Annotated in this window: 24 protein-coding genes; 12 read left to right on the forward strand and 12 right to left on the reverse strand. The window is 33.0% G+C overall.

All coding sequences use genetic code 11. The features are described from left to right. The first annotated feature begins 82 nt into the window (after positions 1-82). Both BLP44_RS20625 and BLP44_RS20630 read left to right on the forward strand, forming a co-directional pair. Positions 83-430 carry a Sec-independent protein translocase subunit TatA/TatB gene (locus BLP44_RS20625; RefSeq protein WP_008467194.1) on the forward strand — a complete coding sequence of 116 codons (348 nt, stop codon included), beginning with the start codon at positions 83-85 and terminating at the stop codon, positions 428-430. Beyond that, entirely contained in the window at positions 430-993 is a 564-nt protein-coding gene (locus tag BLP44_RS20630; protein WP_008467192.1) for a phosphatase PAP2 family protein, read from the forward strand. Before BLP44_RS20625 ends, BLP44_RS20630 begins: the two co-directional genes overlap by 1 nt. Before the next feature lie 273 nt (positions 994-1,266). Here BLP44_RS20630 and BLP44_RS20635 read toward each other — a convergent pair whose 3' ends face one another. The 7 genes from BLP44_RS20635 to BLP44_RS20665 form a co-directional block, all read right to left on the reverse strand. Beyond that, positions 1,267-1,986 carry a phytanoyl-CoA dioxygenase family protein gene (locus tag BLP44_RS20635; RefSeq protein WP_008467190.1) on the reverse strand — a complete coding sequence of 240 codons (720 nt, stop codon included), beginning with the start codon at positions 1,984-1,986 and terminating at the stop codon, positions 1,267-1,269. A 44-nt stretch (positions 1,987-2,030) separates the two neighbouring features. Beyond that, entirely contained in the window at positions 2,031-2,672 is a 642-nt protein-coding gene (locus BLP44_RS20640; RefSeq protein WP_091135761.1) for an O-methyltransferase, read from the reverse strand. A gap of 111 nt (positions 2,673-2,783) precedes the next feature. Then, positions 2,784-3,149, reverse strand: a complete 366-nt coding sequence (locus BLP44_RS20645; protein WP_008467188.1) for a hypothetical protein — start codon at positions 3,147-3,149, stop codon at positions 2,784-2,786. A gap of 178 nt (positions 3,150-3,327) precedes the next feature. Next, the gene (locus BLP44_RS20650; protein WP_066032707.1) at positions 3,328-3,879 is read right to left on the reverse strand and encodes a hypothetical protein; all 552 of its coding nucleotides are present in this window, start codon (positions 3,877-3,879) and stop codon (positions 3,328-3,330) included. A gap of 11 nt (positions 3,880-3,890) precedes the next feature. Then, complete coding sequence (locus tag BLP44_RS20655; protein WP_091135765.1) at positions 3,891-5,342, reverse strand: hypothetical protein; 1,452 nt, start codon at positions 5,340-5,342, stop codon at positions 3,891-3,893. Between the two features lie 5 nt (positions 5,343-5,347). After that, positions 5,348-5,917, reverse strand: a complete 570-nt coding sequence (locus BLP44_RS20660; RefSeq protein WP_237718555.1) for a YceI family protein — start codon at positions 5,915-5,917, stop codon at positions 5,348-5,350. Positions 5,918-6,210: 293 nt separating this feature from the next. After that, positions 6,211-6,771, reverse strand: a complete 561-nt coding sequence (locus tag BLP44_RS20665; RefSeq protein WP_008467180.1) for a YceI family protein — start codon at positions 6,769-6,771, stop codon at positions 6,211-6,213. Between the two features lie 360 nt (positions 6,772-7,131). On the opposite strand from BLP44_RS20665, the gene rlmN reads away from it, so the two are divergent. Further along, complete coding sequence (gene rlmN, locus BLP44_RS20670) at positions 7,132-8,175, forward strand: dual-specificity RNA methyltransferase RlmN (RefSeq protein WP_091135768.1); 1,044 nt, start codon at positions 7,132-7,134, stop codon at positions 8,173-8,175. A gap of 169 nt (positions 8,176-8,344) precedes the next feature. Here rlmN and BLP44_RS20675 read toward each other — a convergent pair whose 3' ends face one another. Beyond that, a complete protein-coding gene (locus BLP44_RS20675; RefSeq protein WP_008467176.1) occupies positions 8,345-9,208 on the reverse strand; it encodes a hypothetical protein in 864 nt (287 codons plus the stop codon). A gap of 159 nt (positions 9,209-9,367) precedes the next feature. Here BLP44_RS20675 and BLP44_RS20680 point away from each other — a divergent pair, with 159 nt between their 5' ends. The 5 genes from BLP44_RS20680 to dnaG all read left to right on the forward strand — a co-directional run bounded on the left by BLP44_RS20680 (position 9,368) and on the right by dnaG (position 15,134). Beyond that, positions 9,368-10,345 carry a polyprenyl synthetase family protein gene (locus tag BLP44_RS20680; RefSeq protein WP_091135772.1) on the forward strand — a complete coding sequence of 326 codons (978 nt, stop codon included), beginning with the start codon at positions 9,368-9,370 and terminating at the stop codon, positions 10,343-10,345. Positions 10,346-10,549: 204 nt separating this feature from the next. After that, entirely contained in the window at positions 10,550-11,110 is a 561-nt protein-coding gene (locus BLP44_RS20685; protein WP_008467173.1) for an RNA polymerase sigma factor, read from the forward strand. Beyond that, entirely contained in the window at positions 11,097-11,822 is a 726-nt protein-coding gene (locus BLP44_RS20690) for a hypothetical protein (protein WP_091135776.1), read from the forward strand. The genes BLP44_RS20685 and BLP44_RS20690 overlap by 14 nt, the downstream gene beginning before the upstream one ends. 81 nt (positions 11,823-11,903) lie before the next feature. Next, on the forward strand, positions 11,904-12,932 hold the full coding sequence (locus BLP44_RS20695) for a hypothetical protein (RefSeq protein WP_091135780.1): 1,029 nt from the start codon (positions 11,904-11,906) through the stop codon (positions 12,930-12,932). A 129-nt stretch (positions 12,933-13,061) separates the two neighbouring features. Continuing rightward, complete coding sequence (gene dnaG / locus BLP44_RS20700; protein WP_091135784.1) at positions 13,062-15,134, forward strand: DNA primase; 2,073 nt, start codon at positions 13,062-13,064, stop codon at positions 15,132-15,134. Between the two features lie 95 nt (positions 15,135-15,229). On the opposite strand, the gene BLP44_RS20705 is transcribed toward dnaG, so the two are convergent. Continuing rightward, positions 15,230-15,859 (reverse strand): response regulator transcription factor, encoded by a 630-nt coding sequence (locus tag BLP44_RS20705; protein ID WP_008467169.1) that lies wholly within the window; start codon positions 15,857-15,859, stop codon positions 15,230-15,232. Between the two features lie 92 nt (positions 15,860-15,951). After that, positions 15,952-16,758: an NAD(+) synthase gene (gene nadE, locus BLP44_RS20710; RefSeq protein ID WP_008467168.1), complete on the reverse strand. Its 807-nt coding sequence runs from the start codon at positions 16,756-16,758 to the stop codon at positions 15,952-15,954. A gap of 99 nt (positions 16,759-16,857) precedes the next feature. On the opposite strand from nadE, the gene gldB reads away from it, so the two are divergent. Continuing rightward, the gene (gene gldB, locus BLP44_RS20715) at positions 16,858-17,814 is read left to right on the forward strand and encodes a gliding motility lipoprotein GldB (protein ID WP_091135787.1); all 957 of its coding nucleotides are present in this window, start codon (positions 16,858-16,860) and stop codon (positions 17,812-17,814) included. Beyond that, positions 17,814-18,146 (forward strand): gliding motility protein GldC, encoded by a 333-nt coding sequence (gene gldC, locus BLP44_RS20720; protein WP_008467164.1) that lies wholly within the window; start codon positions 17,814-17,816, stop codon positions 18,144-18,146. Before gldB ends, gldC begins: the two co-directional genes overlap by 1 nt. 96 nt (positions 18,147-18,242) lie before the next feature. Here the strand turns inward: gldC and yihA are convergent, their stop codons facing one another. Beyond that, the gene (gene yihA / locus BLP44_RS20725) at positions 18,243-18,863 is read right to left on the reverse strand and encodes a ribosome biogenesis GTP-binding protein YihA/YsxC (RefSeq protein ID WP_008467163.1); all 621 of its coding nucleotides are present in this window, start codon (positions 18,861-18,863) and stop codon (positions 18,243-18,245) included. 42 nt (positions 18,864-18,905) lie between these two features. Next, positions 18,906-19,670 (reverse strand): alpha/beta fold hydrolase, encoded by a 765-nt coding sequence (locus BLP44_RS20730; protein WP_008467162.1) that lies wholly within the window; start codon positions 19,668-19,670, stop codon positions 18,906-18,908. Positions 19,671-20,047: 377 nt separating this feature from the next. On the opposite strand from BLP44_RS20730, the gene BLP44_RS20735 reads away from it, so the two are divergent. Both BLP44_RS20735 and rsmH read left to right on the forward strand, forming a co-directional pair. After that, positions 20,048-20,521, forward strand: a complete 474-nt coding sequence (locus BLP44_RS20735; RefSeq protein WP_035691746.1) for a division/cell wall cluster transcriptional repressor MraZ — start codon at positions 20,048-20,050, stop codon at positions 20,519-20,521. Beyond that, positions 20,496-21,404 carry a 16S rRNA (cytosine(1402)-N(4))-methyltransferase RsmH gene (gene rsmH, locus BLP44_RS20740; protein WP_170830261.1) on the forward strand — a complete coding sequence of 303 codons (909 nt, stop codon included), beginning with the start codon at positions 20,496-20,498 and terminating at the stop codon, positions 21,402-21,404. Before BLP44_RS20735 ends, rsmH begins: the two co-directional genes overlap by 26 nt. Positions 21,405-21,414 lie beyond the last annotated feature (10 nt).

Consider the following 21,414-nt stretch of genomic DNA (forward strand, 5'->3'; position numbering starts at 1 on the left):
GCATTTTCAAGGACTTTTTAAGTTAATTTTAAAACTCTAAGCTGCAAAATTTAATATCTTTGCCACTACAAAATTAAAAGTTATGTTTGGTATAGGAGGAGGAGAATTAGTTTTTATACTGTTTATAGTACTAATGCTTTTTGGTTCAGATAAAGTGCCAGAAATTGCACGTACAATGGGTAAAGCTATGGCTCAATTAAAAAATGCAACCAATGATATTAAAAGTGAAATTCAGAAAGGAGCAGAGGCAAATGGTCTTGATTCTAAATCGCTGAATGATATTACTGGAAATATCAATGCAGAAATTAATAATGCAAAATCGAATTTACTTGGAGATACAGGAAATCTTTTAGGAGATACTGCCACTGAAATCGAAAAAGTAAAAGAAGATATTGACACTCTTTCTGGACCTATAAAACGCCAAATGTAATGCTTGAAAAAATACAGGAATTAGATAAAGATCTTTTAATCTTTCTTAACGGATTAGGTTCTGAAACATACGATAAATTATGGCTTATTATTACCAATCAGCTGTATTGGACGCCATTTTTCTTATTGCTATTCTATCTTATTTATAAAAAAATTGGAGGAAAACAAACCCTGTATTTATTACTTTTTGTAGCTGTTTTAATTGCTTTTACAGATCAGACCTGTAATTTGTTCAAACATACTTTTCAGCGGTTACGACCATGTAATGATCCTGAAGTAAACTCCATCATTCGAGTGGTTCAAGTTAGAAAATCATATAGCTTTTTCTCTGGGCATGCAGCTAATACTATGGCGGTTGCGACTTTCTTATTTTTGATTCTAAAGCGCTATTTCAAATATTTTGGTTTGCTGTTTTTGTGGCCTTTAATCTTTGCTTACAGCCGAATTTATTTAGGATTGCATTATCCAGGTGATATCCTTACAGGATATTTCTTTGGAGCTCTTTTCGGATTTTTACTTTATTTAGTTTATAGAAAACTAAAACCGCAGTATTTTCCGGGATAGTTTGTTTTTAAGATGCTAAGTTGCTAAGGCTCTGAGATGCTAAGATACTAAGGTTTTAAAGATATTATTATAAATTGCCTCCAGCTAGAGCTGGAGGTTTTTTTATAGGTTAAATAAAAAGGCTTTAGCCAAAAAATACAATTGTGTATTTGGCTAAGCCTTTTTTTGCTTTTAAAACAATTATCTCCAACTAAAGTTGAAGGCAAACTCACATAGTTTCAAAAACTTAAAACCTTAGCTTAGTATCTTAGCAACTCAGAATCTTTACATAAACTAATTCAAGATTGTTTTTTCACTCCATTCCAATCCATTTGGAAGCTGTTGTTTGCTAAATTCAATATGAATCACTCTTCTGCGTTCGTTGTTTGTAGTTTTATTGGAAGCGTGAAACAATAACGGTTTCATAATCATAATGCCACCTTTTTCGACTTCACAAATTGTTTCTTTTTCTTTTTCGAAATCAAGATTTTCAATTCGCAAAATTCCTTTTGAATGTGAATTATTGATCACTTTTAAAGCGCCATTGTTTTTAGTAGTTTTGTCAATATGAATTCTAATTGTAAAATTGTTTTCTAATATTTCTGTAGGTGGCTGAACTGCAAATTGATTTTGTTTTACCGTCCAGTTTTCAAAATTTTCTATTTCAATTTTTTGATCAACAGAAATCGTTAAATCTTGATGATAGGCTACAAACCAATTTGATTTTTCTGGTTTGTCAAAATAAATTGATTTTGTTATAAAAAAGCCTTTACCGAAAATAGACTCTATAATGTTCTGTAGCTTTTCATTAAAAATAAAAGGAAGAGTTTCTGGAACTTCTTTATGGAATTGTCTAATGGCAAACAAATCTTCAGATTTTCTAAAAGTCGAATTATCAGAATCATTTTTGGTTTTATTGTCAATCAATGAAATTAGATTTTCAATTTCATTTTCTGTAAAAACATTATTAATTATTGAAAATCCTTCGCTATCAATTTGTTTTGAGTGAATCATTATAAAATGTTTAAAATCTGAATAGAACTTTAGAATTTAAAAAATTATAGAACACGACTAACCGTCAATCCATCACGAATTGGCAATAAAACAGTCTCTACTCTAGGATCATCTTTTAAAAGCTGATTGTACTCTAAAAGCACTTTTGTACTGACATCATTTGGATGTACTGGTTCCAGAATTTTTCCGCTCCATAAAACATTATCTGATAAAATGATGCCTCCTTTATTCATTTTTGGAACAATCATTTCCCAATAATTGAGGTAATTTTCCTTATCTGCATCAATAAAAACCAAATCAAATTTTAAGTCTAAATCTGGAATAATGTTTACGGCTTCCCCTAAATGCTGAAAAATTTGTTTTCCCCAAGGCGATGCGTCAAAATACTTTCGCTGAAAATCGACTAATTCTTCTTTGATATCAATTGTATGAAGTTGCCCATTGTCTTGCATTCCTTCACATAGGCACAAGGCAGCATAACCCGTATACGTTCCAATTTCGAGAATATTGACCGGTCGAATCAGTTTTGAAAGCATACTTAAAACACGGCCTTGAAAATGTCCGCTTAGCATTCTTGGCAAGAGTATTTTCTGATAGGTTTCTTTATTTAGTTTCGCCAATAATTCTGGTTCGTTTTCAGAATGCTGTTCGATGTAGTCTTCTAATTCTTGAGATATAAAATGCATGTTGTAGTATCTTGTAATTTGAAGACAAAAATACAAAAATATCTGCTTGCGAATTGGCATAAAAAAAACCATCCGTTTTGCGAATGGCTTCTGTTTGGATTACTATGAATTTTATTTTTTCAAAGCTTCATTTACTTCTTTAGCTGTTTTTACGGTTCCGTCTTTTGCAGCTTTTGCGGCATTTTCTACTTTCTCAGCTCCTTTTTTAGCTGCTGCTTCTACATCATTAGCCGCTTTTTTAGTAGCATCTTTTACATCGTTTGCTGCATTTTCTGTAGCATCTTTTGCTTTAGTAGCAGCGCTTTCTGCTTTACTTACTGCGCTGTCTTTTACTTCTTTAATATCTGTTGTTAAAGAATCAACCTTGTTGCCAAGCGTTAATTCGTCTTCCGCAGGTTTGTTTTCTTTTTTCTCGCATGATTGAACAGCGAATGCTAATAAAGCAATTACAGCTAAACTCAAAATTTGTTTTTTCATAATTTCAATTTTTTTTAGGTTGATAAAACTTAAAGGTTAAATGGCTGAAAAATAAAATTACAAATTTTAAAATGATTGAGCTCTTTGTAAGATTATTTTTCTTTTAAGAGCTAGACAATTCTTGTGCCAAAATTTTGAAATTATGATGTTGAGCATTAATTTTTTTAGAAGAAAAATATTAGTTTTTGTATAAACTGAAATTAATAACAATATCGTCTTTTACTTTAATTAATCCAGCCATTTTTACTGGTGGTTCCAAATCGATATCAGAGAATTTCAAACTAAGAGTTCCTTGAATTTTGTCGTCAGTGTTGTATAGAATGAAGTCTTTGTATTTTAGTGTTTTATCAGTTATGAAGAAATTTAACCTGCATTTGTAATTTTTTCCAATTGGCTTAATGTCACTTATGCAAACTGTGCTGTTGGGGAATTTTTTCACTTTTACTGTTCCTTGTAAATCTTTCGTCATTATTTTATTGCCACAATCAAAGTTTGACATTTTGATGTCGGTATTAAAAGTATTTTTTTTAATTGAATTTACGTAAACAGTATCCTTTACAGTAAAAGTGTTTGAGCAATTGTATTTACCCACAGTTGATAGACCTGTGATTTCTATTTTTATTTTATTTATTGCCACAGCTGTATCTTCTGGAAAAAAAGTGGGTTTAGCACTTCCTAAGAAAAAGAAAACTACTAAACCCATAATTAAGATTGAAAATCTTGTTTTCATTTGTTTTTATATTAGAATGCAATTGTTGCTTCGAATACTAAACCTTCAAATTTACCACCATAAAAATTGTTTAGATTTCCTGTAGCAGGATCTCCAGTAAATTGTGAATAATCTTTATATTTTTGATTAACGTAGTTTAATTTCGCTAAAATGTTTTTAGTCATAAACCAGCCAGCGCTTGCTTCAAATTTATCTACGGTAACCTTTTTAGCGTCAGCATTCGATAATTTTCCAGATACGGTATTGTATTTTCCTCCAATATAGAATTGTTCAGTGTTTCCAAATCTGTAAATAAGTTCTGAAGCATATTGATTAGCAGTACGTTTATCATCACTTCCAGCTTTATCTCCCCCTGAAGCCAATTCGATTGTTCCGAAGAATTCAAGTCCTTTGTATTTTACAAAAGGGTTAATCATATATGTAGTAGCCCAATTTTTGAAATTAGGGTTGAACGTTGCCTCTGGAGTAGATGTTTTACTGAAACTAGTAGGAACATCAGAAGTAGTTGTAGAAATAACAGTACCATTAGCATCGGTCTTCGTAATAGTATTTTTATAAGCGTTATTATTCAATATACCCCAATAACCAAATCCTGATCTGTTAGCTGCATATATGTTTGCGTTACCAAGATTTGCATTATGGTAATAAGAACCAGTCAATCTTACTCTTAAATCTTCATTAAGCTGTTTATCATAACCCAATTTAGCTAAGATTGAAGGACTATGTGTGGTGTTTGTGTTAGGTCCAGTAGTATAAAAAACTTGTTCATTACTTTGATTTAAATTACCGTTTGTAACACCTAACATGCTAACCAATCCATTTCTGTTGTAGTAAACCTCCATACCCATTTCTGTAGTGAAAGAATACATGATGTTGTTTCCAACAAATGCATTTCTGATTGTATTACCATTATCAGAACCTCTAAAGTGAGCGTCACCAAAATTGTTCTCCATTTGTCCAATTTTAATGGTAGCATATTTCATAAAATCAGCCAAGAAGTCTTTTTTGATGAAGTCTAGCTTGTCAATTTGTAAGTATCCACCTTTTACATAAGAATCATTGTGATGTCTAGAAGCTAAATAAACATCTAAGTTTACTCTTACTCCATCAAATAATTGAGCTCCAATATACATATCAGCAGCAGGAAGAGTAAAATTGTTTTCAGTATTCATTAAACGATATCCTGTAATTGATCTAGTGGTAGTACCCGTAGCTGTAGTAGTTGTGGTCGTAATGTTATTAGGCTGGTCGTTGAATGAATTTGTTGCTTGGAAATCCATGTTGAATGCACCACCAAGGTCAATACTAAGACCTTTAAATTCTCTAGTATCTTTTTGTACATCGAAAACGTTGATACCGTCTTTTCCTCTAGAGATTTGGTTTTGCATGTTTCCAAAACTGACCTGTGCCTGAACAGCAAATGTGCTGATTAATGTGACGAATAGAATATAAATTTTCTTCATGGCGTTTATAAATTAAAGTTTAAATTGAATTTTATAGTTAGGTCTTGACCTGTTCTTATTGTTCCAAGCATTGCTGTTGGAGATTTCATTCCGAAATCTGTAAAAGTGATTTTGTTGGTTCCCTGAAGGTTTAAACCCTCTTTTGTAACCGTTGTTTTTACAGAAGTTTTGTAAACTTTGCTAACTCCAGCAATGGTGTAAGTTCCTGTAAGTTCCCAAGTTGTTTCATTTACTTTTTCAGCAGATTTTAAAACATATTTAATGTTTTTGTTTTTGTCCGTTTTCAAAGTTTCGTAAGCCACTTTATCCATGCTTTTTTTCTCGCTTTTTACACTTTCTGCTAAAAGAGTTACTGTCAAAGCGTCGATGTCTGTTAGTTTTCCGTTAGCAATATTTAAAGTTGCTGTTCCAGTTCCAGAAGTTGATTTCATTTCCCAGTCGTGAAGCGTCGAAGTACCCGCAACAGAAAAAGTTGATTTACTATCTAAAGTGTAAGATTTTTGTGCTGTTGCAAAAGAGCTGATTCCTAAAAATGCTGTTACAACGGCGAAAAGTTTTAATGTATTAGTTTTCATTTTTGTCATGTTTGTATTATAAAAAATAAGTTAATAATAGGCCAGTTTCTCTTTAGTACTAAGAATGTTGTTTTAACTTGAATCAAAGATCCTTCTATAAATCAGCTTTATACATGATAAAAATCATTGTTAAAATTTTATTAAATAGATATTTAATAACTACAACGTTTTCATTTTCTATAGAATTGATCATTTTAAGTAAAATGAGAGATTTAATTTTGTTGAATTGATTTTTTTAACATTTAATTCCAAGACTTAAAATGTTAAAAAAGGATGTTTTTTAACATCAAGATTTAGCTTAAGATGATATTGAAGATTACAGTTAGATCTTTTCCTGCTTTTACAACACCCAAAGCAGCTTTCGGAGGTGTCATTTCAAAATCGCCAAAAGTGATTTGATTTGAACCTTGCAAAATGAAGCTTCCTTTGTTAGTAGTTATTTTTACCTGAGTTTTGTATTCTTTGCTCACTCCTGCAATAGTGTAAATGCCAGTTAGGTTCCAAGTTGTTTCATCAACCTTTTCTGCAGATTTTAAAACATATTCAATGTATTTGTGTGTTTCGGTATCCATGGCTTCATAAGCCACTTTGTCCATGCTTTCCTTGTAGCTTTTTAAACTTTCTGCCAATAAGGAAACAGTCAAACTATTTATTCCAGCTAGTTTAGAATCTTTGACCATTAGATTGGCAGTTCCTGTTCCTTCTGTAGATTTCATTACCCAGTCGTGTACAGTAGAAGTTCCTGCTACTTCAAAAGTTGAATTTGCAGCTACTATATAATTTTTTTGAGCATTTGTTTGTAATGAAATTGTTGTAAAAATTACGGTAAGTAAAAAGGATTGAATTGTTTTCATGTTGATAGGGTATAGGTTAATCATTTAAATAAGGGAGCTTTAAAATTCAATTAGTGGTTAGAGAATGAAAACTATCCTTATTTCTTAGACCAAAATTATCGCGCGCGTGAAGAAAAAGAAATGATAAAAATCATGGCTAAAGCTTTATTAAATTGCTATAGTAAAGAGTGTAAAGTCTTGTTATTGCTAAGGATTTAATTTTTATAAAATGAAAGTTAGGGCTAACTGTTTGCTTGTTAGTTCGTTGTGTTTCTTTGTAAAAAGTATCGATATTATTTTTTGACCAGCTTTTTTTGAGTTTTAATTAAGAATGAATGTAAAAACCAAACAAAAAATGACAAAAGTGATTAACTTTGCAGCATGCAAATGGAGAAAAAAGACATACGAGCCTTATCAAAAGAACAGCTTCGCAATTTTTTTGTTGAAAATGGAGATAAAGCTTTTCGAGGGAATCAGGTTTATGAGTGGTTATGGAGCAAAGGCGCTCACAGTTTTGAAGACATGACAAACGTAGCAAAAGCTACAAGATCTATGCTTGAAAACAATTTTGTAATCAATCATATTAAGGTTGATACCATGCAGAAGAGTAGTGACGGAACCGTAAAAAATGCCGTTCGACTTCATGACGGACTTGTAGTTGAATCGGTTTTAATTCCGACAGAAACAAGAACTACTGCCTGTGTTTCTAGTCAAGTTGGGTGCAGTTTAGATTGTAATTTCTGTGCAACAGCACGATTAAAAAGAATGCGAAATCTAGAACCGGGCGAAATTTACGATCAGGTTCTGGCTATCGATAAAGAAAGCCGTTTGTATTATAATCACCCGCTTTCCAATATCGTTTTTATGGGAATGGGAGAGCCTTTAATGAATTATAATAATGTCATTAAAGCAATTGACATGATTACTTCAGAAGAAGGTTTAGGAATGTCTCCAAAACGAATTATGGTTTCGACTTCTGGAATTCCGAAAATGATCAAAAAAATGGCAGATGACGATGTGAAGTTTAAACTAGCAGTTTCATTGCATTCAGCTATAGACGAAACCCGTGCCCGAATTATGCCTTTCAGTAAAAACTTCCCTTTAAAAGATTTACGAGAAGCTTTAGAATATTGGTATAAAAAAACAAAAAGTAAGGTTTCATACGAATATGTAGTTTGGAAAGGAATTAATGACGATAAAGCTTCGGTTGATGCATTGGTGAAATTCTGTAAATATGTACCTTGTAAAGTCAATTTAATTGAATACAATCCGATTGACGATGGCGAATTTCAGCAAGCTTCAGAAGAATCAATTATGGCTTATATAAAAGCTCTAGAAAATATTGGCGTAGTGGTGAAAGTGAGAAGAAGCAGAGGAAAAGACATTGACGCCGCTTGCGGGCAGCTAGCCAACAAAGAAGCATAAAATATTTACCAGAATATACTCCGCTAGGAGTATATGATAGGTAGAAAAAAAAAATATTGACAATCGTACATATGTCCCATAGGGACATTTCGTAGGTTTTTAAACAAAAAAGCATTAACAACAAGATTTATCATGTTCTTAATGCTTTTTTTTTGGACAAAAAGGATGCTTATTTTTTCAAATCTATTTCTTCTGTAACTCCATCTTTTGTTACTGTTGCAAGAGTATCGCATTCTCCGCTTCCATAATCAATAATTGCTGAAGCGCCATTTTTGGTAATAGAAACAATCCCTTTAACTGCAATAGATTTTCTGCACGCGGCATTAAATTCTAAAGGAGTTGTGATTTCTGCTGAAAAAGTATCTCCGTTAGGAAAAGTTGTCGAACCGCTTCCGGTAACAACAAAAACATTATCATCCCAATCAAACCAAGTATCATAACCAGAAGTCATTTCTTTTACCAAACTACCTTTTCTGGTATACACTTTTCCATCATCAAAAGTAATTGTTAAATCTATCGAAGCCGTTGACACTGGGTGAGGCGTTACCAATATATTGGTTTCTTTAATCGTTCTCACAATGCTTTTACTTCCTTGAAGTTTTCTGCCATTATGATAAAACCCTTCAAATGTATAGCTGATGGTTTGGGTAGAAGAGCTAAAATCGTTTGAAAAAGACACAACCATTTTTCCTTTTACGGTATTTCCGTTATTCAGTGTACATCCTTCAACACCAAAATCTACGGTTTTTGTCCAAGTATTATTGGTTAAAACGGTAGTGATTGTGGCACAGCTTGGAAGGAAACTTTTTATTGGTCCACTAGGTTTTGAATTTATGTTAAGCTGAGCACTAAATTGATCTTCAGCAATATTCGTAACGTCTTCTACAGAGGCATCAATTTTAGCATTAGCTATAATTTCGTCATTTGTAATCGCAGCTGATGATCCGTCATTTGTTTTTTCATCAGAATTACAGCTAATGAAAAAAGACAATGTAATTATACATGTTCCAATTAATAAAAATTTTGTTTTCATAAATAAATAGTTTTGGGTTCTTTTTTAGTTAATGAATTCAAATCAGTATTAGTTAGAGCTATTTTTGGAGGGTGTTTTTAGATTATGATGTAAAATATTAAAATCCTAACCTAAAATACACAACGTATTTTTATTTAAAATAGTATATTTGAAACCTAAATGAATATTACGTCTCAAATAAAGCAGCCTATTTTTAACGAGATGGAACTTTTCGAGAAAAAGTTCCATGAATCGATGACTTCGAAGGTGGCATTATTAAACCGAATCACTTATTATATCGTAAACCGCAAGGGAAAACAAATGCGTCCGATGTTTGTTTTTCTTACTGCAAAAATGGTTTCTGGCGGTACTGTAAACGAAAGAACCTATCGCGGTGCTTCGGTAATTGAGCTCATTCACACAGCGACTTTAGTACACGATGACGTGGTTGACGACAGTAATCGCCGTCGCGGATTTTTCTCAATCAATGCGCTTTGGAAAAACAAAATCGCTGTTTTGGTTGGAGATTATTTATTGTCTAAAGGTTTACTGCTTTCTATAGATAATGGCGATTTCGATTTGTTGAGAATCATTTCTGTTGCCGTTCGTGAAATGAGCGAAGGAGAATTGCTTCAAATAGAAAAAGCCAGACGACTTGATATTACTGAAGATGTTTACTACGAAATCATAAGAAAAAAAACCGCAACGCTTATTGCAGCTTGTTGTGCGCTTGGTGCAAAAGCCGTAATAGAAGATGATATTCAGGTAGAAAACATGCGAAAGTTCGGTGAGCTGATCGGAATGGCATTTCAAATCAAAGACGATTTATTTGATTACAGCGAAGAAGCCATAGGAAAACCAACAGGAATCGATATTAAGGAGCAAAAAATGACTTTGCCTTTAATTCACGTTTTAAATACTTGCACTCCGCAAGAAAAAAAGTGGCTAATAAACTCCATCAAAAACCACAACAAAGACAAAAAACGCGTAAAAGAAGTTATTGCCTTTGTAAAAAACAATAATGGTTTGGCTTATGCCGAAAACAAAATGGTGCAATTCCAACAGGAAGCACTTTCTCTTCTAGAAAATTATCCAAATTCTGAGTTCAAAGCGGCACTTACCTTAATGGTAAATTATGTTATTGAAAGAAAAAAATAATCTTTTTAATTAGATAATCAAAAAAAATGTCAATTAGATAATTGGTTTACTTTGTTGTAAATCAGTTAAATGTGCTATTGGTTGGAATTTGGAATTTATTTTTTTTAAAAAAATTTAGACCTCATGCAACCATTTCAAATCGACAATCGTCTATGCTAATAGAAGTCTGTTTCTAAAACCAAAACCAAACCGAAAAGCTTATTAATGAAAATTATTTCGTTACATCAAGAAGAAACCAAAATCATAAAGTTGGCTGTCGAGAACAATCGTCAGGCACAGCAGCAGATTTACGGTAAATATTCTTCAAAAATGTTGAGCGTTTGTCGACAGTATATAAAAGACATTCAGTTAGCAGAAGATGTAATGATAACGGCTTTCATGAAAGTGTTTACAAATTTGAAAAACTTTGAGCACAAAGGAAGTTTTGAAGGCTGGATTCGAAGGATTATGGTTAACGAATGCATTTCGTATTTAAGAGTTCAGAAAAAAGTAAAATTTGCTGAAGATGAATTTTTTGTAGAAGAAAGTTTTAATGAGATCGATAGTCAATTTACAGTAGAACAGATTCAGTATTTAATTGATGCTTTGCCAGATGGGTACAAAATGGTTTTCAATTTATATGCAATTGAAGGATACAAACACAATGAAATTGCTAAGATGTTAGGCATTAATGAAGGAACATCAAAATCGCAATTATCGCATGCTAGAAAAATGCTGCAAACACAAATTACTATTTTAAAAAGACAAGATAATGGAACCGAATAATTTTGAAAAGGATTTCCGTGAAAAACTAAATCAACGCGAAATTGAACCAAGCAACAACGCCTGGGATCGATTGGATGCGATGTTGAGTGTAGCAGAAGAGAAAAAGCCAAAGAAAAACAGGAAATGGCTGTATATCGCAGCAAGTGTTGTGGGGCTTTTATTGGTTGGGACTTTGTTTTTCAATCAAAATAAAAAATCAGTTGCAACGCCAGAAACAGTAATTGTAGAAAAAGAAACGGAATCCAAAAACGAACGAATTGCAGAGCCTATTGTAAAAAATACTGATTCAGTAAAAACAGAAACTGTAATTGCTGAAAAAACTTCAGAAGAAATAGTAAATAAAGAAGAAAGAACTAATCCCAAAGCTTCGGGACAAATCTCAAATAAAACCATTAAAAATGCATCAAATCAAGTAGCGGAGTCTTCAATCATCATCAAAAACAATCAAGAAAAACAATCAGTTAACAATCAAACTCAAATTGCGGAAACTTCAAAAAAGGAAAATGTTGATCAGCTATTAGAAACAGCCGAAAATAAAGTTATAGCTCAAAATCAGACCAAAAAAGCAAAAGTAAAAATAAATGCCAACGATTTGCTGAATCAAGTAGATGGAGAACTGGAACTTTCTTTTAGAGAAAAAGTAATCACCAAAGTGAACAAAAATCTTCAAGAAGTTAAAGTCGCTTTGTCTAATAGAAATCAACAAGAGTGAAAATTCACAATTCACCATTTATAATTAATAATTAAAAAATCATCATCAATCAAATATTCAATCAATTTAAAACAATCAATCATGAGAAATTTTACCATTTATCTTATACTTTTCTTCTTTTTAATAGTAAGTAAAGTAGTAGGGCAAGAGACATTTGAATCTGAAGCAAAAAGGATTGCTAATAAAATCGAAAAAATTACCAAAGAGGAAAAAGAAGCTCTAAAAGAAGAGGTTGAAGCTGTAAATGTTCAGTTATCTGAAGGGAAAATTACCCAAGAACAAGCCGACAAGCGCAAAAAAGAACTGGCGGAAGCAAGAGCTGTAATCATTGAGGAAAAGGTGACTCTGGCCCAAAATGAGTTAAATGATTTGGTTCAGAAAAAAGTAGACGGAAAAATAAAAGAAGATTCCGCAAAGGTGTACATGATTCGCTGGAAGTCATATAGCCATCATAAAGATTCTATTCGCAGTGAAAAGAGAACAACATCTCAATTCGTATTTGCAATGGGATTAAATAATATGATGGTCGACGGAAAACTTCAGGACTCAAATTATAAATTTATGGGATCGCATTTTTACGAGTGGGGATTTACATATAATTCAAGACTGATGAAAAATGATAATCTGCTTCATGCCAAATACGGACTTTCGTTAATGTACAACAATATACGTCCAACAAATAACAAAAGTTTTGTGGTAGATGGCGAACAGACAAATCTGGTTGAAAATCCAGTGCATTTAACTGAGTCTCGTTTTAGAAATGTGTATCTGGTTGCGCCTGTGCACTTAGAATTTGATTTTACAAGACCAATAGAACGCGACGGGAAAACGTATTTTAAAACTCATAAAAGTTTCCGTTTCGGAATTGGGGGGTATGCGGGAATTAACGTAAAATCAAAACAGATTTTAAAATTTGAAGAAGAAGATTTAAAGTACAAAACCACTATAAAAGGCGATTACAATGTAAATAATTTTATTTACGGTCTGAGTTCGTATATCGGTTATAGAGAATTGAGTTTATACTTTAAATACGATTTAAACCCATTATTTCAGAATAATCTAGTAAAAGAGAATAACATTTCGTTAGGACTTCGTGTAGATTTGAACTAAAATTACTGGTCGTTTAGTTAGTGAAAAAAGCATCTATTTTTGAGATGCTTTTTTGGTTTAAAATGACTAAAATTCCAACAAGATTTGCGTATTTTTGCTAGCTCTCAACTTTTAAAATTTTAATATACTTTGATTTCACAAAGCACCATTGACGCTGTTTTCGAAACTGCTCGAGTAGAGGAGGTTATTGGCGATTTTGTCAATTTAAAACGTGCAGGAAGTAATTTTAAAGGTTTAAGTCCATTCTCAGATGAACGTTCGCCTTCGTTCATGGTTTCGCCCGCAAAAGGAATTTGGAAAGATTTTAGTTCTGGAAAAGGAGGAAATTCTGTAGCCTTCTTGATGGAGCATTCTCATTTTACTTATCCAGAAGCCATTCGTTATTTAGCTAAAAAGTACAATATCGAAATTGAAGAAACCGAACAGACAGAAGCAGAAAAAGCCAATACCGATATTCGAGAAAGTATGTATTTGGTTTCCGAATTTGCGGCAAAGTATTTTCAAGATGTTTTGTTGAATTCTGAAGAAGGAAAAGCCATCGGTTTGTCGTATTTCAAAGAAAGAGGATTTACCAACGAGACTATTAAAAAGTTTAATCTGGGATATTCTCCAGAAACTTGGGATGCTTTTACCAAAGAAGCGTTAGGAAAAGGCTATAAATTAGAATTTTTAGAAAGTACAGGTTTAACCATTCCAAGAGAAGACCGTCCTTTTGACCGATTTAAAGGGCGTGTAATGTTCCCGATTCAAAGTATGTCGGGACGTGTTCTAGGTTTTGGAGGGCGTATTTTAACCAATGATAAGAAAGCGGCAAAATATCTCAATTCGCCAGAAAGTGACATTTACCATAAAAGTAAAGTGCTGTACGGAATTTATCATGCAAAACAATCTATAGCCAAACAAAATAATTGTTATTTGGTTGAAGGTTATACTGATGTAATTCAGTTTAATCAGGCTGGAATCGAAAACGTTGTGGCATCCTCTGGAACAGCATTAACTCCAGATCAGATTCGCTTGATCAATCGTCTGACGCGAAATATTACAGTTCTTTTTGATGGAGATGCAGCTGGTTTAAGAGCTTCTATCAGAGGAATCGATTTGATTTTGGAAGAAGGAATGAACGTACGAGTTTGTTCTTTTCCTGACGGAGAAGATCCAGACAGTTTTGCCCGTAAAAATTCGCATGACGATTTAGTTGCCTACTTAGAAAGCAATAGTAAAGATTTTATACAATTTAAGGCTTCGATTTTGATGGGCGAAGCTAAAAACGACCCAATAAAAAAGGCTGAGCTGATTCGTGATATGGTTGGAAGTATTTCCAAAATACCAGACCGTATTCAGCGTGAAGTTTATATTCAGGAATGTGCCCGAATTATGGATATTTCGGAGCAGGTCTTGACGAGTACTTTAGCACAGCTGATTCAGAAAGATATAGCTGACGCCAATAAAAAGCAGAAGCAGGAACAAAGACCTTTTGAGGTGGTTAGAAATCAGCCTCCGCAAGCGGGGACATTTTCAGGAGGAGATCCAGAAGATCCTAGAACAGGTCCGCCAGAAGGTTATGATTATCCAGGAGATCCAGGATATTATCCGCAAGGGCAAACTCAAAAAGTAGATATTTTATATGGTTTTGAAAGGAAAATCATTGAGATTTTACTATTATATGGCAGTGTTGTAGAGAGTTTTGAGGATGTGTACTTAAAGGCAGACGAAGAAGGGAATGTAAAAGAAGTTTCGGAGAAGAGACAATATAAAGTTTTTGAAAAAATATATTTGAGTCTTCAAGAAGATGAGGTAGAACTGTCGAATACCTTGTTTCAGAATATTTACAATAACATTATTTCTTTTTACAATCAGAATGAGACTTTTAGTTTAGATAAATATTTGATGCATCTTGAGCCTGAATTTGCACAAGAGGTGACCAATATTTTAATGGAAGATGAAAGGCTGACCATTCATAATTGGGAAGGGCAGAATATTTTTCCAAAACATAAAAGCGAAACCATAGAACAGAATGTTTCTGATACGATATTTTCTATGAGATGGTATTTGGTGTCTGGAATTATCGCAGAATTAAAGAATTCTCTTTTGACCAATCCGCAAGAAGATAATTCAGAAATTTTAAGTATGGTGATCGATTATTCTAAACTGCTGAATAATTTTTCGAAAAAATTAGGCCGAGTAGTGGTGCCTTATCACTAAAAAGAGAAAAACTCTATCTAATCTGATTAATCAAAAAAGATAGAGTTTTTATAAAGTTTTGATTAGTTTAAATTTTAAGCTAATCGATTTTGTAATTAAATAATTTCTAAAGTCTTAGCTTTGTTTACTAAGTCAACTAAATTAGTAACATTTAATTTTGTTAATAATCTTAGCTTGTAAGTACTGATCGTTTTTTCGTTCAGATTTAAGATTTTAGAGATTTCATTGTTTTTCTTACCATCACTTAAGTAACGTAAAACCTCGATTTCTCGGTTAGAAAGTTTTCTGTACAGACGCTCGCTTTTACTTTGTTTAGCGATAAGTGCCATGTTTTTGCGTACTGTTTCGTTGATGATAATTTTTCCTTCGTGTACTTTAATAATAGAATGACCTAATGTTTCAAGTTTTTCTGTTTTGTGTACATACCCAGAAACTCCTGCTTTAATTGCATTTGGAGCATACATTTGCTCAGCAAGATCACTGAAAATAACAATTTTTGTTTTTGGGAAATTTTTCAGGATTGATTTAATTTCGAAGATACTTGAAAGACCTTCTAATTCTAAATCTAAGATTAGAATATCGATTTCCTTCGTTTGAAGAATATCTCTAACCATTGAAAAATTGCCTACGTTGGCAACAATTGAAATTTGATCGTGGTCTTTGAAATAAGACTTAACGCCAAAGTGCGTCACAGGATGATTGTCTGCTAGACATACTTTAATCATAATTTTTACCTTTTTTAGAATTGTTCATGTTTTTGGAACGGTAAAATTAATAAATAAATTCTGTAATAACTCGCAGAGAATGTTAAAATGTGTTATTTTAACGTTTTTGGTATCAAACAAACTGGAATTGGATCCATTTTATGCTTGTTGCTGGTGTTTAATCGTTTATAAATTTCAAAGACAGATTTTTCTCTCCCTTCAAAGTCAGATGCCGTCTTTCCTGACTCCGCGGCCAACATTGCCCATTCTAGTTCATCATAACTTGCTCCCAATTGGTCTTCATCGGTACGATTATCGCCAAATAATCCATCAGTAGGTGCAGCTGTTAAAATTGATTGCGGAATTTGCAAAAATTCTCCTAAAGCGTATACATCAGATTTCATTAAATCAGCAATCGGACTCAAATCTACGCCGCCATCTCCATATTTTGTGTAAAAACCAACGCCAAAATCTTCTACTTTGTTTCCGGTTCCAGCAACCAATAAACCATGAAGTCCCGCTAAATAATATAAAGATGTCATTCTAAGACGAGCACGAGTATTAGCTAAAGCTAAATTTACTTTTGCAGTATCTTCTGTTGATGGAACAGCGCTTTTGAAAGATTCAAAAACTCCTGTCAAATCAGTTTGAACCTCAGAAACATTCGGGAAACGTCTCTTAAGCTGTTCAATATGTTCTTTCGCTCTATTAACTTGACTTTCTGCCTGATGAATTGGCATTTCGACGCATAAAACTTTCAGTCCTGTCTGTGCGCATAAAGTTGAAGTTACTGCAGAATCTACACCTCCCGAGATTCCAATTACAAAACCGTTTACTTTTGCATTAGTAGCGTAATTTTTTAACCACTCTACAATGTGCGTATTTACCTTTTCTGTCTGAATTGTGCTTTTTTTAGCCATAATAGTTTAAGTTTTAAGATGCAGGGATGTATATTTGCAGAATTATTTTGAGTACGCAACTGCTTAAAATTCTGATAACACAAATCTAATTAAAATAAAATGAAAATTTATCGCTTTGCAGTGGTTCTGTGCCTGTTTTTTTTGTCTTGCAACCAAAAAAGTAAGGTTGAAAAAGAAGTAGAAGAAATTCCTGTTGATATTAAAGTAGAACGATTTGATAAGGTGTTTTTTGAAACTAAACCGCAAGATCTTCCAAAAATAAAAAAAGAGTATCCGTATTTCTTTCCTGGTAATGACGATAATGTTTGGATTCAGAAAATGAATGATCCGATCTGGAGAGAAGTTTACGAAGAAGTTCAGAAAAAATACAGTAATTTTGAACCTGTTCGCCAAGAGTTTAATGAGCTTTTTCAGCATGTAAAATATTATTTTCCTAAAACAAGAATTCCGAAGGTAATTACTGTTATTGGAGAAATGGATTATAATGCGAAATCAATTTATGCAGACAGTCTCGTAGTTGTAGCTTTGGAATTATATTTAGGGAAAAACCATAAATTTTATGAGTTTCCAAATTACTTAAAAGAGAACTTTGAAGAAAGACAAATTATGCCAGATGTGGTTTCTAGTTTTTCGTATCGAAATATTCCAAATTCTATAGATAAGAGTTTTGTCGCTCAAATGATTTTTGAAGGGAAGCAGCTTTACGCAAAAGATTTAATGATTCCTGAATATACAGACGCTGAAAAAATAGGCTATACGCCGGAGCAAATAAAATGGTGTGAAGAAAATGAAGCCTATATGTGGCGCTATTTTATAGAAAATGAAATGCTTTACAATGAAGATCCGAAATTGAAGGCACGATTTATAGCTCCAGCACCTTTTTCTAAATTCTTTTTGGAAATTGATAACGATTCTCCAGGACGAGTGGGAGCTTGGATTGGCTGGCAGATGGTACGTTCTTACATGAAAAATAATAGTGATGTTTCTTTGGCTGAGTTATTTAAGCTTGAGCCAAAAGAAATCTTCGAAAAATCAAAATATAAACCTAAGAAATAATGGCAAATATAAACTCAGAGATTAAATTTAATATAGAATTGGACGAAAACCGCGTTCCGGAAAAACTAACATGGAGTGCGCAGGACGGTGGAGTTCAAGCTGAAGAAGCAAAAGCAATAATGCTGTCAATTTGGGATAGCAAAGCAAAAGAAACCATGCGTATCGATTTGTGGACAAAAGATATGCCGGTAGACGAAATGAAAATTTTCTTCCACCAGACTTTAGTGGCTATGTCTGACACTTTCAAGCGTGCAACAGATGATGAAAAAATGTCTGATACCATGAAAGATTTCTGCGATTACTTTGCAGAGAAACTAGAACTTACGAAATAGTTAATTTTCAAATATAAGAAATCCCAAATTCCAATTGTAAGCTTGGAATTTGGGATTTTTTTATGATGAGTTTGTTTTTAATTTGGAATTTAAATTTTAAAATCCCGAGTTGTTTTTAAAAACTTCCTGATTCACTTGGTCAATATAAGATAAAAGCTCTTCTTTTCCGATTGATTCTGCAGATGAGGTTACAAAATATTGCGGCATTTCGGCCCAGTTGTTGGCGAACATTTGTTTTTTGTAAGCTGCGATATGCGAATCTATTTTAGTCTTGCCAATTTTATCCGCTTTCGTAAAAATAATGCAGAATGGAATTTCGCTTTCGCCCATATAAGACATAAATTCAATGTCAATATTCTGCGCTTCGTGACGAATGTCAATTAAAACAAAAGCACATACTAATTGTTCTCTGTTTTCGAAATAATCTGTAATGAACTTCTGGAAAACTGATTTTGTTTTTTTTGAAACCTTAGCGTATCCGTAACCTGGTAAATCGACCAAAAACCAATTGTTGTTGATTTTGAAGTGGTTGATTAATTGTGTTTTTCCTGGTCTTGCAGAAGTTTTTGCTAAGTTTTTATTGTTGGTAAGCATATTGATTAAAGATGACTTACCTACGTTTGATCTTCCTATAAAAGCATATTCTGGCAAAAAATCCTTCGGACATTTTGATGCGTCAGAATTGCTGACAATAAATTCGGCGGTATTAATTTTCATATTCCTTTGTTTTAAAACCTCCTAAAAAATAAATTTTAACGGCTATAATTTCTTTTCAATAAGCCATTTTTCAAGAATTTCATTAAATTCCTGAGGATGCTCCATCATTGCTGCGTGACCGCATTTGTCAATCCAGTATAAAGTTGAATTGGGTAGTAATTTGTCAAATTCTTCTGCCACATTTGGAGGTGTTACAGAATCATTTCTTCCCCAAATAATGCAAGTTTCAACGTCCATTTTTGGCAAATCTTTAGCCATATTATGGCGGATTGCACTTTTTGCAATGGTTAAAGTTTTAATTAATTTGATGCGATCGTTAGCCGTAGCGTAAACTTCATCAATCAATTCAGGAGTTGCAATTTTTGGGTCATAGAATACAGCTTCAGCTTTTGTTTTGATGTATTCATAATCGCCTCTTCGTGGGTAACTGTCTCCCATTGCGCTTTCGTAAAGTCCAGAACTTCCTGTGATTACAAGTCCGGCAACTTTTTCTGGATAAAGTTTTGTGTGATACAAAGCAATGTGTCCGCCTAGCGAATTTCCTAGAAGAATAACTTTGTCAAAACCTTTAAAAGTGATAAAGTCCTTTACGTATTTCGCAAAACTTTTTACGTTCGTTTTTAAAATGCTTTGAGTATATATTGGCAAATCTGGGATAACAACTTTATATCCTTTCGTTGGGAAATATTGTGCTACACCATCAAAGTTACTAAGACCTCCCATTAAACCATGCAGAATAACGATCGGAGTTCCTTCTCCAGCTTCAAAATAGCTGTATTTGCCTTCTTTTTTATAGTGTTTGTCCATCTAATCTAATGCCAATTTCAATTTCGACAAATATAGGGTTAATTCAACAAAAATGAATTTTTGATGCCATTTTTTAACTAGATAATTTGAGTAGAATTTGTAAATGGTTAAAAATCAGTAATTAAATGCATATTTCGCAAAATATTCAAATGTTAAGAAACATGCATTATAATCAATTTTTTAAGAAAATTAGCGCATTATTTTTTTGAATGATTAGCGTATTTGAGAATCCGTTAATTAATAGTTAAGGTATTGATTGATTGTTGATTATGAAAAGTGGTAGTAAAGTGGTTAAACTTATTAACAAAGTGGTATAAAGTGGTAAAATGTGGTAATATTTTTTATATTTTTGCTGTATAACATGTTAACTAGTTTTTTTGAACACAATTGTTGGAACATATGAGTGTAAAGTCGATGCTAAAGGAAGGCTAATGATGCCTGCTCCTTTAAAAAAGCAATTGACTGCTTCTCTTCAAGACGGATTTGTTTTGAAGCGCTCTGTTTTTCAGCCGTGTTTAGAGTTGTATCCTATGGTAGAATGGGATGCGATGATGAAAAAAATCAATAAGCTTAATCGCTTTGTAAAAAAGAACAACGATTTCATTAGAAGGTTTACTGCTGGTGTTAAAGTGGTTGAGGTTGATGCATTGGGAAGATTACTTGTGCCAAAAGACTTAGTGACTTTTGCAAGCATTTCTAAAGATGTGGTTTTTTCATCTGCAGTTAATATAGTTGAGATTTGGGATAAAGATTTATACGAAAAATCAATAAGCGGCGAAGATATGGATTTTGCAGATTTAGCCGAAGAAGTAATGGGAAATATTAATGACGACGAAGATGGAATATCATAATCCGGTTTTGCTTCATCCAACAGTAGATGGTTTAAATATTAAACCTGATGGTGTGTATGTAGATGTTACGTTTGGAGGCGGTGGTCATTCAAAAGAGATTTTAAGAAGATTGGGGCCAAACGGAAGGCTGTTTGCATTTGATCAAGACGAAGACGCGCTTGCAAATGCATTGCCAGACGAAAGGTTTACTTTGATAAATGAGAATTTTAGATTCATAAAAAGATTTTTACGTTTTCACGGAGTAAAAGCGGTAGACGGAATCTTGGCAGATTTGGGAGTTTCATCACATCAGTTTGATGTTCCTGAAAGAGGTTTTTCAACAAGATTTGATGCCGAGTTAGATATGCGGATGAGTCAAAGAAATGATTTAAATGCTTATCGAGTGGTTAACGAATATGAAGAACAGGATTTACGTCGTGTTTTTTTTGATTATGGGGAGTTGAAAAATGCACCGGTTTTAGCAAGAACAATCGTTGAGGCAAGAAAAGATTATCCAATCAAAACAACCGAAGAATTGAAAGAAGTTTTGAAAAGATTCTTGCCAGAAAAAGTTCGAAATAAAGTATTGGCTCAGATTTATCAGGCAATCAGAATCGAAGTTAACCAAGAAATGGATGTTCTAAAAGAATTTATAGAGCAGTCATTGGAGATTTTAAAACCAGGAGGAAGATTTTCGGTAATCTCGTATCATTCTTTAGAAGATCGTTTGGTAAAAAGATTTATTAAAAACGGAATGTTTGAAGGAGAGCCAGAAAGAGATTTTTACGGAAACTTTTCAGTTCCATTTAAAACTATCGGAAAACTGATTGTTCCAGATGATGAAGAAATCAAGATTAATAATAGAGCGAGAAGTGCCAAATTAAGAATCGCAGAAAAGCTATAATATATATTAA

This window comes from Flavobacterium anhuiense (assembly GCF_900101855.1).
Taxonomy (GTDB): domain Bacteria; phylum Bacteroidota; class Bacteroidia; order Flavobacteriales; family Flavobacteriaceae; genus Flavobacterium; species Flavobacterium anhuiense.